Annotated in this window: 17 protein-coding genes and 1 pseudogene; 5 read left to right on the plus strand and 13 right to left on the minus strand. The window is 72.1% G+C overall.

Annotation, left to right across the window (positions count from 1 at the left end; genetic code table 11):
• Positions 1-103: 103 nt before the first annotated feature.
• Positions 104-1,984, plus strand: a complete 1,881-nt coding sequence (locus ACOBQU_RS26050; RefSeq protein ID WP_423630031.1) for a beta-galactosidase — start codon at positions 104-106, stop codon at positions 1,982-1,984.
• Between the two features lie 24 nt (positions 1,985-2,008).
• On the opposite strand, the gene ACOBQU_RS26055 is transcribed toward ACOBQU_RS26050, so the two are convergent.
• Positions 2,009-2,932 (minus strand): LysR substrate-binding domain-containing protein, encoded by a 924-nt coding sequence (locus tag ACOBQU_RS26055; RefSeq protein WP_423630033.1) that lies wholly within the window; start codon positions 2,930-2,932, stop codon positions 2,009-2,011.
• Positions 2,933-3,035: 103 nt separating this feature from the next.
• On the opposite strand from ACOBQU_RS26055, the gene ACOBQU_RS26060 reads away from it, so the two are divergent.
• On the plus strand, positions 3,036-4,463 hold the full coding sequence (locus ACOBQU_RS26060) for an MFS transporter (RefSeq protein ID WP_423630035.1): 1,428 nt from the start codon (positions 3,036-3,038) through the stop codon (positions 4,461-4,463).
• Here the strand turns inward: ACOBQU_RS26060 and ACOBQU_RS26065 are convergent.
• Genes ACOBQU_RS26065 through ACOBQU_RS26095 form a run of 7 tightly spaced genes read right to left on the minus strand, consistent with a single transcriptional unit; the run spans position 4,360 to position 7,019 of the window.
• The gene (locus tag ACOBQU_RS26065) at positions 4,360-4,968 is read right to left on the minus strand and encodes a DUF397 domain-containing protein (protein WP_423630037.1); all 609 of its coding nucleotides are present in this window, start codon (positions 4,966-4,968) and stop codon (positions 4,360-4,362) included. The two genes, ACOBQU_RS26060 and ACOBQU_RS26065, sit on opposite strands and share 104 nt — an antisense overlap.
• Before the next feature lie 53 nt (positions 4,969-5,021).
• The gene (locus ACOBQU_RS26070) at positions 5,022-5,222 is read right to left on the minus strand and encodes a DUF397 domain-containing protein (RefSeq protein WP_423630039.1); all 201 of its coding nucleotides are present in this window, start codon (positions 5,220-5,222) and stop codon (positions 5,022-5,024) included.
• Positions 5,223-5,259: 37 nt separating this feature from the next.
• Positions 5,260-5,460, minus strand: coding sequence for a DUF397 domain-containing protein (locus ACOBQU_RS26075; RefSeq protein WP_423630041.1), 201 nt, complete (start codon positions 5,458-5,460; stop codon positions 5,260-5,262).
• A gap of 37 nt (positions 5,461-5,497) precedes the next feature.
• Positions 5,498-5,698: a DUF397 domain-containing protein gene (locus ACOBQU_RS26080; protein WP_423630041.1), complete on the minus strand. Its 201-nt coding sequence runs from the start codon at positions 5,696-5,698 to the stop codon at positions 5,498-5,500.
• Between the two features lie 37 nt (positions 5,699-5,735).
• Entirely contained in the window at positions 5,736-5,936 is a 201-nt protein-coding gene (locus tag ACOBQU_RS26085; RefSeq protein WP_423630043.1) for a DUF397 domain-containing protein, read from the minus strand.
• Positions 5,937-5,994: 58 nt separating this feature from the next.
• Positions 5,995-6,195: a DUF397 domain-containing protein gene (locus ACOBQU_RS26090; protein WP_423630045.1), complete on the minus strand. Its 201-nt coding sequence runs from the start codon at positions 6,193-6,195 to the stop codon at positions 5,995-5,997.
• Positions 6,177-7,019, minus strand: coding sequence for a helix-turn-helix domain-containing protein (locus tag ACOBQU_RS26095; protein WP_423630047.1), 843 nt, complete (start codon positions 7,017-7,019; stop codon positions 6,177-6,179). The genes ACOBQU_RS26090 and ACOBQU_RS26095 overlap by 19 nt, the downstream gene beginning before the upstream one ends.
• 354 nt (positions 7,020-7,373) lie before the next feature.
• On the opposite strand from ACOBQU_RS26095, the pseudogene ACOBQU_RS26100 reads away from it, so the two are divergent.
• Positions 7,374-7,577 (plus strand): annotated as a pseudogene (locus ACOBQU_RS26100) (hypothetical protein); the annotation flags it as partial.
• 78 nt (positions 7,578-7,655) lie between these two features.
• Here the strand turns inward: ACOBQU_RS26100 and ACOBQU_RS26105 are convergent.
• A complete protein-coding gene (locus ACOBQU_RS26105; RefSeq protein ID WP_423630049.1) occupies positions 7,656-7,859 on the minus strand; it encodes a hypothetical protein in 204 nt (67 codons plus the stop codon).
• Between the two features lie 163 nt (positions 7,860-8,022).
• On the opposite strand from ACOBQU_RS26105, the gene recO reads away from it, so the two are divergent.
• Positions 8,023-8,769, plus strand: coding sequence for a DNA repair protein RecO (gene recO / locus ACOBQU_RS26110; protein ID WP_423630051.1), 747 nt, complete (start codon positions 8,023-8,025; stop codon positions 8,767-8,769).
• A gap of 91 nt (positions 8,770-8,860) precedes the next feature.
• On the plus strand, positions 8,861-9,682 hold the full coding sequence (locus ACOBQU_RS26115) for an isoprenyl transferase (RefSeq protein WP_423630053.1): 822 nt from the start codon (positions 8,861-8,863) through the stop codon (positions 9,680-9,682).
• A gap of 109 nt (positions 9,683-9,791) precedes the next feature.
• Here ACOBQU_RS26115 and ACOBQU_RS26120 read toward each other — a convergent pair whose 3' ends face one another.
• The 4 genes from ACOBQU_RS26120 to ACOBQU_RS26135 form a co-directional block, all read right to left on the minus strand.
• Positions 9,792-10,202: a Fur family transcriptional regulator gene (locus ACOBQU_RS26120; RefSeq protein ID WP_423630055.1), complete on the minus strand. Its 411-nt coding sequence runs from the start codon at positions 10,200-10,202 to the stop codon at positions 9,792-9,794.
• Positions 10,203-10,393: 191 nt separating this feature from the next.
• Complete coding sequence (locus ACOBQU_RS26125; protein WP_423630057.1) at positions 10,394-11,287, minus strand: metal ABC transporter permease; 894 nt, start codon at positions 11,285-11,287, stop codon at positions 10,394-10,396.
• A gap of 11 nt (positions 11,288-11,298) precedes the next feature.
• Complete coding sequence (locus tag ACOBQU_RS26130; protein ID WP_423630059.1) at positions 11,299-12,075, minus strand: metal ABC transporter ATP-binding protein; 777 nt, start codon at positions 12,073-12,075, stop codon at positions 11,299-11,301.
• Positions 12,076-12,121: 46 nt separating this feature from the next.
• Positions 12,122-13,129 carry a metal ABC transporter substrate-binding protein gene (locus tag ACOBQU_RS26135; RefSeq protein WP_423630061.1) on the minus strand — a complete coding sequence of 336 codons (1,008 nt, stop codon included), beginning with the start codon at positions 13,127-13,129 and terminating at the stop codon, positions 12,122-12,124.
• Positions 13,130-13,294: the final 165 nt, after the last annotated feature.

Consider the following 13,294-nt stretch of genomic DNA (forward strand, 5'->3'; position numbering starts at 1 on the left):
TCCTACGTCGTGTCCGGCGCAGCGACCATAAGAGCGAGGCAGGGCCCGGTCAAGGTGTCGGACCGGGGTGTTTCGGGAGAAGTCCGGGGAAGGGGAAGGCGCTGTGCGCGGGCGGCTCGCGGGGGTCGGGTTCGGCGGGGACTACAACCCCGAGCAGTGGGGGCCCGCCACGCACGCCGAGGACATCGCGCTGATGCGCGAGGCGAACGTCAGCCTGGTGACGCTCGGCATCTTCGCCTGGGCGCGGGCCGAACCCACGCCCGGGGCGTACGACTTCACCTGGCTGGACGCGCACCTGGACCGTCTGGCGGAGGCGGGCGTCGCCGTGTGCCTGGCGACGATGACCGCGTCCCCGCCGCCGTGGCTGGCCCGGCTGCACCCCGAGACGCTGCCCGAACTGGCGGACGGCACCCGGCTCTACCCGGGCTCCCGCCAGCACTGGTGTCCGTCGAGCCCCGTGTTCCGCCGCCACGCCGTGCGCCTGGTGGAGCGCCTCGCCACCCGGTACGCCGACCACCCGGCGCTCGCCCTGTGGCACATCGGCAACGAGTACGGCTGCCACATCTCACGGCACTGCCACTGCCCGGTGTCCACGGCGGCCTTCCGCACCTGGCTGCGCGCCCGCTACGGCACGCTTCAGGCGCTCAACGACGCCTGGTCCACGGCCTTCTGGTCGCAGCACTACGCCGCCTGGGACGAGATCCACACCCCGCGCACGGCCCCCTCCTTCCGCAACCCCGCCCAGCGCGCCGACTACGAGCGGTTCTCCTCCGACGAACTCCTCGCCTGCTACCTGGCCGAGAAGCGGGTCCTGGCCCGCCTGACCCCGCACACTCCGGTCACCACGAACTTCGTGCCGATCGCCAAGACCTTGGACCTCTTCGCCTGGGCCCCGCACCTGGACGTGATCGCGTACGACTCCTATCCGGACCCGCACGACCCGGACGCCGCCCAGCGGGCCGCGTTCTCCTACGACGTGATGCGCGGCCTGAAGGGCGGCAGGCCCTGGCTGCTCCTGGAGCAGGCGCCGTCGGCGGTGAACTGGCGCCGCCACAACGGCCGCAAGCCGCCGGGCCGGATGCGGCTCGACAGCTGGCAGGCGGTGGCGCACGGCGCGGACGCGGTGCTGTTCTTCCAGTGGCGCCAGTCGCGCGGCGGCGCCGAGAAGTTCCACTCGGCGATGGTGCCGCACGCGGGCCCCGACACACGGATCTTCCGCGAGGTGCGGGACCTGGGCGCCGAGCTGGCGGCGCGGCCCGAACTCCTCGGCTCCGTGCCGGAGCGGGCGGACGCCGCGCTCCTCCTGGACTGGCCCGCCTGGTGGGCCGTGGAGACGGACGCCCACCCCAGCGAGATCGACTACCTCAAGGGCGCGCTCGCGTACCACCGGGCGCTCTACGCCGCGTCCGTGGCGTGCGACGTGGTCCCGGCCGACGGCGACCTCGGCGCCTACCGGCTGCTTCTGGTGCCGCACCTGTACGCCGTGTCGCGCGCCGCCGCCGACCGCGTCACGGCGTACGTCCGCGACGGCGGCACGCTCGTGATGTCGTACTTCTCCGGGATCACCGACGAGCACGACCGGGTGTACCTGGGGGGTTATCCGGGCCCGTTCCGCGAGGTGCTGGGCCTGACGGTGGAGGAGTTCGACCCGCGCCCGGACGGGAGCTGGGCGGAGGTGATCCGCCTGGAGGGCGCCGAGTCGGTACGGGACTTCGCGGACGGTTCGCCCGCCGTGACGCGGCACGCGTACGGGCGGGGCACCGCCTGGTACGTGGGGTGCGACCTGGGCGCGGAGGAGCTGCGCGGGCTGCTCGACCGGGTGCGGCGGGAGTGCGGGGTGCGCCCGGTGGAGGCGGGGCTGCCGGAGGGCGTGCAGGTGCGGGCGCGGGTCACGGCGGCGGGGGAGCGGCTGCGGGTGCGGCTCGACCACCGGGACGGGTCGGTGTCCGTGGAGCGGGACGGGCCGCGGGGGGCGACGGGCTGACCGCCCGGGGGCCCGCTGTGGACCTCACGGCCCCGCGAGCCCGAGCGCCGGGCCCAGCTCCCGGGCCAGGGCCACCGCGAGGGCCCGGAACACCCGGACCTCCGGGTCGTCGTCGCCCGCCCGCACCGCGAGGTAGCTGCTCTCCCACGCCGCGTCGAGGACGGGCACGAAGGCGGCGCCGGGCCACGCGTAGTAGCGCGCGAACGAGTGCAGGCCCGAGCCCGCGATACGGCCCGTGATGACGCCGGTCAGCACCTCGTGCGGGTTCAGCGCGTAGTCCGTGCCGCGCCGCCGGGCCTCCTCGCCGAAGTACACGTACTCCCGGAACGGACGCGGCGTGTGCCCGGGCGTCCGGAAGAACGGCAGGTCGGCGACGTCCGCGAGCGTCGCGCCCGCCGTGCGGGCGTCCGCGAGCGGATGGTTCTCCGGTACCGCGACGATCCGCTGCTCCGTCGTCAGGACGTCGGCGGCGACCCGCTCGTCGTCCGGGCGCGGCCGGACGAACGCCACGTCCACCCGGTCCTCGAGCAGCGCCGACGCGTGCTCCGTGAAGTCGAGCTGGCTGATCTCCACGGGTACGTCGGGGCGGGCCCGCCGGTAGGCGTTGATCGCCGCCGGGGTCAGCTCGGCGGAGCCGTGGCCCATGATGCCGATCCGCAGCGGGCGCGCCGGGGCGCGGGCCGGGTCCGTCAGCGCGGCCATGTCGTCCAGGGCCGCGTTCGACGCCGCGAGCAGCGTCCGGGCGTGGCCCGCGAGGCGTTCGCCCGCCGGGGTCGGCGCCACCGGGCCGCGGTGCAGCAGCTTCGTGCCGAGGTCCGCCTCCAGGCGCTGTACGTGTGCCGTCACCGCCGGGGGCGAAAGGAACAGGCGCGCGGCGGCCCGCCCGAAGTGGCCCTCTTCCACGACGGCCAGGAACGAGGAGAGAAGCCGCAGGTCAAGGGGTGCCATGTCCTCCAGCGTAAGCCGGGGCGCCGGGCGCGCCCGGGGTCCTCTTCAGGGATCGTGAACGCGGGCGGCCCGCCACGGGGGGCTCCGCCTACAACTGGGCCCCATGAGCACCACCGCCCCTCCCGACCACGGGTTGCGTACCGCCTGGATGATGACTGCCTCCGGGTGGAGCGCCAACCAGTTCTCCTCCCTGCTCGGCGCGTACCGCTCCGAGCAGGGCCTGTCCGAGTCCGCCGTCACCGGCCTCTTCGCCGTGTACGTCGTCGGGCTCATCCCCGGCCTCCTGGTGGCCGGGCCCCTCGCCGACCGCCGTGGCCGCCGCCGGATCGCGCTGGGCGCGCTGGCGCTGAACCTGCTGTCCACCGTCGTCTTCGTCCTCGGCGCCGTGGTTCCCGGGCTGCTGTTGCCCGGGCGCTTTCTTACGGGGGTGAGTGCCGGGGCCCTGCTGGCGGCCGGTAGCGCGTGGATCAAGGAGCTTTCCGGCGGGGTGCCGGGGGCCGGGAGGCGGGCCGGGCTGTTCGTGTCCGGTGGCTTCGCCTCCGGCGGGCTGGTGGCGGCCGTCATCGCACAGTGGGCGCCGGTGCCGTTGGTGACCGCGTATGTGCCCCACGTGCTCCTGGCCGCCGTCGCGCTGGCGCTGGCCCGGTCGGCACCGGAGTCTTTGGGCGGGGCCCTTTCCCACCCGCCCACCCGTGCGGGGTTGGCTTCGCCTGGCGGGGCCCTTTCCCACCCGCCCGCCCGTGCGGCCCTGGCTTCGCCTGGCGGGCCCCTGGCGCGGGGCGCTGCGGCGGGCTTGGGCGGCGCCCCTTCCCACCCGCCCACCCCTGCGGGTCTGGCTTCGCCCGGTGGCCCCCCGGCGCGGGGCGCTGCGGCTGGTTCGGCGGGTGTCGCCGCTACCGCGGCGGGGGTTTCCCACCCGCCCACCCGTGCGGGGGCGGCTGCGTCGGGTGGCCCCTTGGCGCGGGGCGCCTCGCGTGGGTGGTTCCGGCGGAGCGTGCTGCCCGTCGCCCCCTGGGTGTTCGCCGCGCCCACCGTGGGGTTCGTGACCCTGCCCGGGCTCGTGCACGGCGGCCTGCTCTACGCGGGCGTCGCCACCTCCGTCGTTCCCGGCACCGGGCTCCTCGTCCAGCCCGTCGCCCGGCGGCTGGTCAGGCCCCTGGCCAACGCCGTCGTCGGCCTGCTCGCCATCGCCTTCGGCCTCGTCCTCGCCACCCTCGCCGCGCATGCCGAGTCCTGGCCCCTGGCCCTGGGCGCCGCCGCCGCGCTGGGCGGTGGTTACGGGTTCGTACTCACGCACTGCCTTGGCGAAGTCGCCGCCCTCGCCCCGCCCCACCGGCTCGCCCGCCTCACCGCGTACTTCTGGGCCGCCGCGTACGCGGGCATGTTCGTGCCGTACGGGATCACCCTCCTGAGCCAGGCGGGGGCACTCACCCCGCCGCAGATCCTCGCCACCGGCGCCGCGCTGGCGGTCGCGACCGCCGCCGTTCTCGTCGGCCCGGCCGCGCGGGGTGGGCGCTGGCGCCGCCTCTGACCGTGTCCTGTGGGCGAGGGGGCCGGTTGCTTGGGCGTGAGCAAGCGCGACCCTCAACCCTGGCTGGTTGACGGCGAGTTGTGGTCGCGGATCGAATCGCTACCGCCGGTCCCCGCCTGTCACCAGCGGCGCCCGAGTTGCGGGCCACCGGCCGCCTGGACCTGTCGCGGGCGGTGATCGACAGCTCCCGCGGGCCGTGACGGCGGCAACCGCGGCCGCCCCCGCCAGCGGCTGCGTCCGGGCGAAAGGCATCAAGCCCGTCATCGCCCTCCTGCGCATCCGTTGGGTTGTGGTCTGCGTCGCTGATTCGACCGGGGTCTACGCCGTTGATGAAGTGGGTCCAGGCCGGGGTGCCGATGAACAGGACGTGCCCGTCCGGGATCTTGCTGCCCCGGACGGGCACGATGCCGTGAGTGCCTTCGGTGACCTCGACGCTGTCGCCGCCGTGCTCGTAGCTGTAACTGCGCTTGCGCCAGTGGGCGTTGCTCAGGTCGACCTCGCGCATGGGCTGTGGTCCTCCGTCGCTGATTTGATCAGGGACGGCCTTCGGCGGCAACGTCAGCGGGGGGTGGTGATGCCGGTGAGGAAGTGGGTCCAGGCGGCGGCGCCGACGACCAGGACGGGCCCGTCCACCATCTTGCTGTCCCGGACGGGCACGGCCCCGTGAGCGCCTTCGGCGACTTCGACGCAGTCGCCGTCGTGCTGATCGCTGTGGCTGCTCGTGCGCCAGCGGGCGTTGCTCAGGTGGACTTCGCGCATGGGCTGCGGTCCCCCGTCCCCGATGCGATGGGCAACGTCAGTGAACCGTGGCTACGCCGTTGATGAAGTGGGTCCAGGCCGGGGCGCTGATGACGAGGACGGGCCCGTCCACCACCTTGCTGTCCCGGACGGGCACGACCCCGTGAGCGCCGTCGGCGACTTCGACGCAGTCACCGCCGTGCTGATCGCTGTGGCTGCTCGTGCGCCAGTGGGCGTTGCTCAGGTGGACTTCGCGCATGGGCTGCGGTCCCCCGTCCCCGATGCGATGGGCAACGTCAGTGAACCGTGGCTACGCCGTTGATGAAGTGGGTCCAGGCCGGGGCGCTGATGACGAGGACGGGCCCGTCCACCACCTTGCTGTCCCGGACGGGCACGACCCCGTGAGCGCCGTCGGCGACTTCGACGCAGTCACCGCCGTGCTGATCGCTGTGGCTGCTCGTGCGCCAGTGGGCGTTGCTCAGGTGGACCTCGCGCATGGCCTGTGGTCCCCCGTCCCCGATGCGATGGGCAACGTCAGCGAACCGTGGCTACGCCGTTGATGAAGTGGGTCCAGGCCGGGGCGCCGATGACGAGGACGGGCCCGTCCACCACCTTGCTGTCCCGGACGGGCACGACCCCGTGAGCGCCGTCGGCGACTTCGACGCACTCGTTTGCCTCGTCGCCGCTGTGGCTGCTCTTGTGCCACTGGGCGGTGCTCAAGTCGATCTCACGCATGGGCTGTAGTCCTCCGTCGCTGATTCGATCAGGGGCAGGAAGGCCTCCGGCGACGACGTCAGCAGGAGGCGGTGATGCCGTTGACGAAGCGGGTCCAGGCCGGGGCGCCTATGAACAGGACGTGCCCGTCCGGGATCTTGCTGTCCCGGACGGGCACGACCCCGTGAGCGCCATCGGCGACCTCGACGCAGTCGCCGCCGTGCTCGTCGCTGTAACTGCTCTTGCGCCAGTGGGCGTTGATCAGCTCGTACTCGCGCATTGTCTGAAGTCCTCAGCCGCCGATTCGATCAGGGTGAGGGACGCCTCCGGCGACATCGCGGCGGCCCTAAGGTGATCGTAGATCTCCAGGCTGTGCTTCACCACCGACGGTTCGTCCAGCAGATTCCCCGAAAGCAAGCTTTCTGTATAGGCAGTTGGCGGCGCGTCTTCGAACTCCATCAGCTTCATCATCTTGCCGATGGAGGGGTGGGCCCCGGCCGCGAACGGCAGAACCTGTACGAGGATCGTCCGCACGCGCGCGAGCGTCAGGATGTGCTCCAACTGCTCGGCCATTGTGGCCGGGCCGCCGACCGGGACCCGCAGGACGCACTCGTGGAGGATCGCCCAGTACTTGGGTCGGGTGGCGTCCTTGAGGATGCGCCCTCGCTCCACCCGAGCCTGCACCTTCTCCTCGATGTACTCGTCCGTCGCGAACGGGTTGCCCGACACCATGATTGCCCGGACGTACGCGGGTGTCTGAAGCAGCCCAGGCACAATCGTGGGCGCGAACTCGCTGATCTTGGTGGCCAGCCGCTCAAGCTCCACCACCTCCTCGAACCACGACGCGAACGGCGAGTCCTTGATCAGCTTCTTCCACAACCGCTCGAAAAAGCCCTCGGTTTGCAGGACCTCGTCGATCCGCTGAGCCACATCCAACTGCGGCTTCCGAATGGCCTGTTCGAATTGGCCGATGTACCCGCCCGACACGAAAACGCGGGCCCCCAGCTCCACCTGCGTGAGGCCCGCGTTCTCCCGGCGCCGCTTTAACTCCGTACCGAAGAACTCCCAGGCCGCCTGGCGTGACCCATGGGCACCTTTGGCCATGGATAACTCCCTTCCCCTGCGCCGCACTTGTAGCGCACAGACTCCTGCCAAGCGTAGACGCAATGCGTCACCGTGGAGATACGAAGCGTGAAAATCGACGGCAAAGGGGAGCCACGTGACGGCGAAAAGGGCCGCTGGTGAGAAGCACTCGGCGGCGTGTGTGGAAGACGCGGAGGACACGGTGAAAAACTTGCGCGCCGCCCTGGAGAGGGCGGGAATCTCGGTGCCGTCGCTGCGGGTGGACCCGGTGAGTGTCGCGCGGCAGGCGCCGTGCCCGGTGGTGGACCTGGGACGCTGCTCCGTGGAGGCGGCGGCGCGCCTGGCCGCCTGTCTGCCAGGTGAGGGGGCGCACCCATGAGGCTGCCGATCGGGACGTACGCGGTGGACACCCGGACCGGGAGGGTCGGGCGGGTGATGGGCCACGAGGGCCCGTACGTGCAGCTGCGCCCGTACGGGGGCGGCCGGGAGTGGGACTGCCGACCGGAGTCGCTGCGGACGGCGACCACGGCGGAGCGGCTGCGCGCGGCGACGGCGTACGCGAACGCGCGCAGCAGGGGGAGGTGCCTTGACTGCGGGGCGGGGGCGCCAGCCGCACCGGGTGGTGCCGCTCCGGTGAGGGGCGGGCGGACCCGCTGATCAGGCGTACGCGCCCGGCGGTCGCGCCGGGCGGCCCGAGGTGCCGGGGCCGGTCGTGCACCGGAGCCCGGCCTCGGCTTCGGCGGCTTCCCGGATCTGGCGGATCTCCGTCACGGCGTCCATGGGGTCGCTGTCGCCGACGCTGACGAAGCGCTCCAGCTCACGCAGTCGGGCGGCGCGCCGCGGATGCCGCTCGATGGCCACGAAGACGGCCCAGGAGTGGACGAACGTACGCAGGGGAGAGGGTCGGCTCGGGCATCGGGATCAGCGGGCCGTCGGGTGTGCTCACTGCCGCCTCCGGGAGGGGGATGGGCCCCGAACGTTACCGGCGCGCGGCCAGCCCCCCGGCATACGGGAGAATGGGCCCATGAGCCTGTTCCGTGACGACGGTGTCGTGTTGCGCACCCAGAAGCTGGGGGAGGCGGACCGCATCATCACGCTGCTCACGCGGGGGCACGGGCGCGTGCGGGCCGTGGCGCGGGGGGTGCGCCGGACGAAGTCGAAGTTCGGGGCGCGCCTGGAGCCGTTCTCGCACGTGGACGTGCAGTTCTTCGCGCGGGGCAGCGAGCTGGTCGGACGGGGGCTGCCGCTGTGCACGCAGAGTGAGACCATCGCTCCGTACGGGAGCGGCATCGTCAGCGACTACGCGCGGTACACGGCGGGGACGGCCATGCTGGAGACGGCGGAGCGGTTCACCGACCACGAAGGGGAGCCCGCGGTGCAGCAGTACCTGCTGCTGGTGGGCGGCCTGCGGACGCTGGCCAGGGGCGAGCACGAGCCGCATCTGGTGCTGGACGCGTTCCTGCTGCGCTCCCTCGCCGTGAACGGCTACGCGCCGAGCTTCGACGCCTGCGCCAAGTGCGGGCTCCCCGGGCCCAACCGGTTCTTCTCGGTCGCGTCCGGCGGCTCGATTTGCGGAGACTGCCGGGTGCCCGGCAGCGTCGTACCGTCGGCGGAGACCCTCACGCACCTCGCGGCGCTGCTGACGGGCGACTGGCAGACGGCGGACGCCTGCGAGGCCCGGCACGCGCGGGAGGGCAGCGGGCTCGTATCGGCCTATCTGCACTGGCACTTGGAGCGCGGCCTGCGCTCGCTGCGGTACGTGGAGAAGTAGCGGCACCCCCCGGCACCCCCCGGTACGACCCTCAGCACGCCAAGCAACGCCAAGCAACGCGAAGTACGCAGAGAAACTGGAGTAGTTCCTTATGGCACGTCGCGGAATCCTCGGACGGTCCCGCCGTGAGTACCGGGAGCCCGAGCCCCACCCCTCGGGCGCGCAGCCGCCGAAGATCCCGGGCGAGCTGGTGCCGCGGCACGTGGCCGTCGTGATGGACGGCAACGGCCGCTGGGCGAAGGAGCGGGGCCTGCCGCGCACCGAGGGGCACAAGGTCGGCGCCGAGCGGGTCGTCGACGTGCTCCAGGGCGCCATCGAGATGGGCGTCGGCAGCATCTCCCTGTACGCGTTCTCCACGGAGAACTGGAAGCGGTCCCCGGACGAGGTGCGCTTCCTGATGAACTTCAACCGGGACTTCATCCGCAAGAGCCGGGACCAGCTCGACGACCTCGGCGTGCGGGTGCGCTGGGTGGGGCGCATGCCCAAGCTGTGGAAGTCCGTGGCCAAGGAGCTCCAGATCGCCCAGGAGCAGACCAAGGACAACGACCGGCTGACCCTGTACTTCTGCATGAACTACGGCGGCCGCGCCGAGATCGCCGACGCCGCGAAGGCCCTCGCGGAGGACGTGCGCGCGGGACGGCTCGACCCGTCGAAGGTCAGCGAGAAAGCCCTCGCGAAGTACCTGTACTACCCGGACATGCCGGACGTGGACCTGTTCCTGCGGCCCAGCGGCGAGCAGCGCACCTCCAACTACCTGATCTGGCAGAGCGCGTACGCCGAGATGGTCTTCCAGGACGTGCTGTGGCCGGACTTCGACCGCCGCGACCTGTGGCGGGCCTGCCTGGAGTACGCCTCGCGCGACCGCCGCTTCGGCGGCGCGATCCCCAACGAGGAGCAGCTCAAGAAGGGCTAGACGCCCCATGACGAAGGGCCCGCGCCGTCTCGTCGACGGTGCGGGCCCTCGTACGGACGGCTCGCTGCTCCTTGGCTCGCTGCTTCCCGGACCGCTGCTTCTCGGCTCGCTACTTCTTGGCGCAGTCCGCGCACGTGCCGAAGATCTCGACCGTGTGCGCCACGTTCACATAGCCGTGCTCCGTGGCGATGGCCTCGGCCCACTTCTCCACCGCGGGGCCCTCGACCTCGACGGCCTTGCCGCAGACGCGGCACACCAGGTGGTGGTGGTGCTCGCCGGTGGAGCAGCGGCGGTAGACGGCCTCGCCCTCGGTGGTCCGCAGGACGTCGACCTCGCCCGCGTCGGCGAGGGACTGGAGCGTGCGGTAGACCGTGGTCAGGCCGACCGAGTCGCCGCGGTGCCTGAGCATGTCGTGGAGCTCCTGCGCGCTGCGGAACTCGTCCACCTCGTCGAGTGCCGCGGCCACCGCGGCACGCTGCCGGGTGGACCGGCCTCGCACGGGGGGTCCCGCCGTAGTCACAGATGCCTCCTCAGCGCTCGCCCGCACACAACGTCACCGTCAGAATCTCCCGGCCATTGTGCCAGGTCGCTACAGGACCGTGACCAGAGCGCTCTCGGACAGTGATCGGACGTGGTCCAGACCGGTCAAGACCGGACCGCTTCCGGACCCCGCGCGGGCCCCTTCCGATCACTGCCCGGGTGACCGCCTGCTCAGACCTTGATCTCGTCCGACGTGCCTCGCGCGCCCGGCACGCCCGCCGTGCACGCCGCGCCGCTGCTTGCCTGCGCCCGCGCCCTTCGGCGGGCCAGCGGCGTGGCCAGAACCGTCAGCGCGACGAACACGCCGATGGTCAGCAGCACGATCGTCGCGCCCGGGGGCACGTCCTGGTAGTACGAGGTGACGGTGCCGCCGATCGTGACGCCGACGCCGATGGTCACCGCGATCGCGAACGTCGCCGCGAAGCCGCGGGTGAGCTGCTGGGCCGCCGCGACCGGCACCACCATCAGGGCCGACACCAGGAGCAGGCCCACGACCCGCATGGCGACGGTGACCGTGACGGCGGCGGTGACGGCCGTCAGGAGGTTCAGGGCGCGCACCGGCAGGCCGGTGACCCGGGCGAACTCCTCGTCCTGGCTGACCGCGAACAGCTGGCGGCGCAGGCCGACCGTGACCACGACCACGAACGCCGCGAGCAGGCAGATCGCCGTCACGTCGTCGGGGGAGACCGTCGAGAGGGAGCCGAAGAGGTACGAGTTCAGATTGGCGTTGGAGCCGCCCGGCGCGAGGTTGATGAACATCACGCCGCCCGCCATGCCGCCGTAGAACAGCATCGCGAGCGCGATGTCGCCGCGCGTCTTGCCGTACCAGCGGATCAGCTCCATGACCACCGCGCCGACCACCGCGACCGCCGTCGCCATCCACACCGGGGAGGTGGACAGCAGGAAGCCGAGGCCGACGCCCGTCATCGCGACATGGCCGATACCGTCGCCCATCAGGGCCTGGCGGCGCTGTACCAGGTAGATGCCGACGGCGGGCGCGGTGACGCCGACGAGGACGGCGGCGAGCAGCGCGCGCTGCATGAACGCGTAGTTCAGGATTTCCATCGCCGGGTCCTTCAGGTGAGCAGGCCGGTGCGGACCGGGGCCGCGTCGGCGTCGTGCGGGTGGACGTGGTCGTGGCCGGGCAGCGCGTGCTGGCCCACGGCCTTCGGGGGCGGGCCGTCGTGCAGCACACAGCCGTCGCGCAGCACGACCGCGCGGTCGATCAGCGGCTCCAGGGGGCCCAGCTCGTGCAGGACGAGCAGGACCGTCGCGCCGCGCTCGACCTGCTCGCGCAGCGTCGCCGCCAGGACCTCCTGGCTGGCCAGGTCCACGCCCGCCATCGGCTCGTCCATGATCAGCAGGTCGGGCTCGGAGACCAGGGCGCGGGCGATCAGGACGCGCTGGTGCTGGCCGCCCGACAGCGCGTTCACCGAGTCCTTGGCGCGGTCCGCCATGCCGACCCGCTCAAGCGCGGCGCGCACCGCCTCGCGGTCCGCCCTGCGCAGCACCCCGAACCGGGTGCGGGACAGGCGGCCCGACGTCACGACCTCCGTGACCGTCGCCGGGACGCCGCCCGCGGCCGTGGTGCGCTGCGGTACGTAGCCCACGCGGGCCCAGTCGCCAAAGCGGCGGCGCGGGGTGCCGAACAGCTCGATCTCGCCGCCGGTCGTCGGCACCTGGCCGATGACGCTGCGGACCGCCGTGGACTTGCCCGAGCCGTTCGCGCCGAGCAGCGCGACCACCTCGCCGCGGCGCACGGTCAGGTCGATGCCGCGCAGCACCGGGCGCGCGCCCAGCTCGGCGGTCACCCCGCGCAGGGATATGACGGGTGCCCCTGTCGCCTCGGTCATGGCTCGCACCTCTCCGCTCTTGGACCGGCCTGGTCTGCCTGGTTGATCACTTCGCGCCGAGCGCCTTCTGGAGCGCCTTCAGGTTCGACCGCATCACCTGGACGTAGTCGTCACCCTGGGACTTGTCCGTGATGCCCTCGATCGGGTCGAGTACGGCCGTCTTCAGACCGGTGTCGTCCGCCAGGGTCTTCGCCGTCTTGTCGCTGACGAGCGTCTCGTAGAACACCGTGGTGACCCCGTCGGCCTTCGCCATCTTCTGGAGGTCCTTCACGCGCGCGGCGCTCGGCTCGCCCTCCGGGTCCAGGCCGCTGATGGCCTCCTCGGTCAGGCCGTACCGCTCGGCGAGGTAGCCGAAGGCCGCGTGCGTCGTGATGAACACCTTGGACTCGGTGTCCTTCAGGCCGTTCTTGAACTCCGTGTCCAGGCCGGTGAGCTTCTTCACCAGGGCCTTGGTGTTCTTCTCGTACGCCGCCCTGTGGTCCGGGTCGGCCTTCGCGAAGGCCTTGCCGACGCCTTCGGCGACCTCGGCGTAGCGGACGGGGTCCAGCCAGATGTGGGGGTCCTCGCCGTCGGCGTGGTCGTGGCCGTGGTCGTGGCCCTCGTGGTCGCCGTGGGTTTCTTCCTCGTGGTCGTGCTCGTCGGCGTGGCCGCCGACCTCGTTGCCGTGCTTCTCCAGGCTGGTCAGGGTCGCCGCGTCGATCTTCGTCTTGATCGGGGACTGGCCTATGGCCTCGTCCACGGAGGGCTGGAGGCCCTTCAGGTAGAGGGCCGCGTCGGCCTCCTCCAGCTGCGCGGTGTGCTTCGCGCTGATCTCCAGGTCGTGCGGCTCCTGGCCGGGCTCGGTGAGGCGGGTGACCTCGACGTGCTCCCCGCCGATCTGCTCCGCGAGGTACTCCATGGGGTAGAACGACGCCACCACGTCGAGCTTGTCCTCGTTGTTGCTCGCCGCGGGGTCGTCCTTGGCGGAGCAGGCCGTGAGGGCGGCCGTGGCCAGGGTGGCGGCGGTCGTGAGGGCGAGGGTGGGTATGAGGGGGCGGCGGCGTCGTGCGTTCATGACAGTCATTTTCAACAAAAGTGGAAACGATTGTCAACAAAGTGGGTGCCCTCGCGGGGGCGCCCCAGACCCGCCCCTTTCCCGAAACCATGGGGCCAGCCCCCTGGCACCCCCGTAAATCGGCCTCCGGCCTCGTCCTCAAACGCCGGACGGGCTGATTCACCG

It is taken from the genome of Streptomyces sp. G45 (assembly GCF_049542095.1).
Taxonomy (GTDB): domain Bacteria; phylum Actinomycetota; class Actinomycetes; order Streptomycetales; family Streptomycetaceae; genus Streptomyces.

Bases quoted from the DNA above. Each gene is read 5' to 3' on its own strand.
- ACOBQU_RS26130 (WP_423630059.1), bottom strand. From the start codon at position 12,075: ATGACCGAGGCGACAGGGGCACCCGTCATATCCCTGCGCGGGGTGACC.
- ACOBQU_RS26135 (WP_423630061.1), bottom strand. From the start codon at position 13,129: ATGAACGCACGACGCCGCCGCCCCCTCATACCCACCCTCGCCCTCACG.
- ACOBQU_RS26055 (WP_423630033.1), bottom strand. From the start codon at position 2,932: ATGGCACCCCTTGACCTGCGGCTTCTCTCCTCGTTCCTGGCCGTCGTG.
- recO (WP_423630051.1), top strand. From the start codon at position 8,023: ATGAGCCTGTTCCGTGACGACGGTGTCGTGTTGCGCACCCAGAAGCTG.
- ACOBQU_RS26090 (WP_423630045.1), bottom strand. From the start codon at position 6,195: ATGCGCGAGTACGAGCTGATCAACGCCCACTGGCGCAAGAGCAGTTAC.
- ACOBQU_RS26070 (WP_423630039.1), bottom strand. From the start codon at position 5,222: ATGCGCGAAGTCCACCTGAGCAACGCCCGCTGGCGCACGAGCAGCCAC.
- ACOBQU_RS26075 (WP_423630041.1), bottom strand. From the start codon at position 5,460: ATGCGCGAAGTCCACCTGAGCAACGCCCACTGGCGCACGAGCAGCCAC.
- ACOBQU_RS26085 (WP_423630043.1), bottom strand. From the start codon at position 5,936: ATGCGTGAGATCGACTTGAGCACCGCCCAGTGGCACAAGAGCAGCCAC.
- ACOBQU_RS26080 (WP_423630041.1), bottom strand. From the start codon at position 5,698: ATGCGCGAGGTCCACCTGAGCAACGCCCACTGGCGCACGAGCAGCCAC.
- ACOBQU_RS26125 (WP_423630057.1), bottom strand. From the start codon at position 11,287: ATGGAAATCCTGAACTACGCGTTCATGCAGCGCGCGCTGCTCGCCGCC.
- ACOBQU_RS26095 (WP_423630047.1), bottom strand. From the start codon at position 7,019: ATGGCCAAAGGTGCCCATGGGTCACGCCAGGCGGCCTGGGAGTTCTTC.
- ACOBQU_RS26060 (WP_423630035.1), top strand. From the start codon at position 3,036: ATGAGCACCACCGCCCCTCCCGACCACGGGTTGCGTACCGCCTGGATG.
- ACOBQU_RS26115 (WP_423630053.1), top strand. From the start codon at position 8,861: ATGGCACGTCGCGGAATCCTCGGACGGTCCCGCCGTGAGTACCGGGAG.
- ACOBQU_RS26065 (WP_423630037.1), bottom strand. From the start codon at position 4,968: ATGCGCGAGGTCGACCTGAGCAACGCCCACTGGCGCAAGCGCAGTTAC.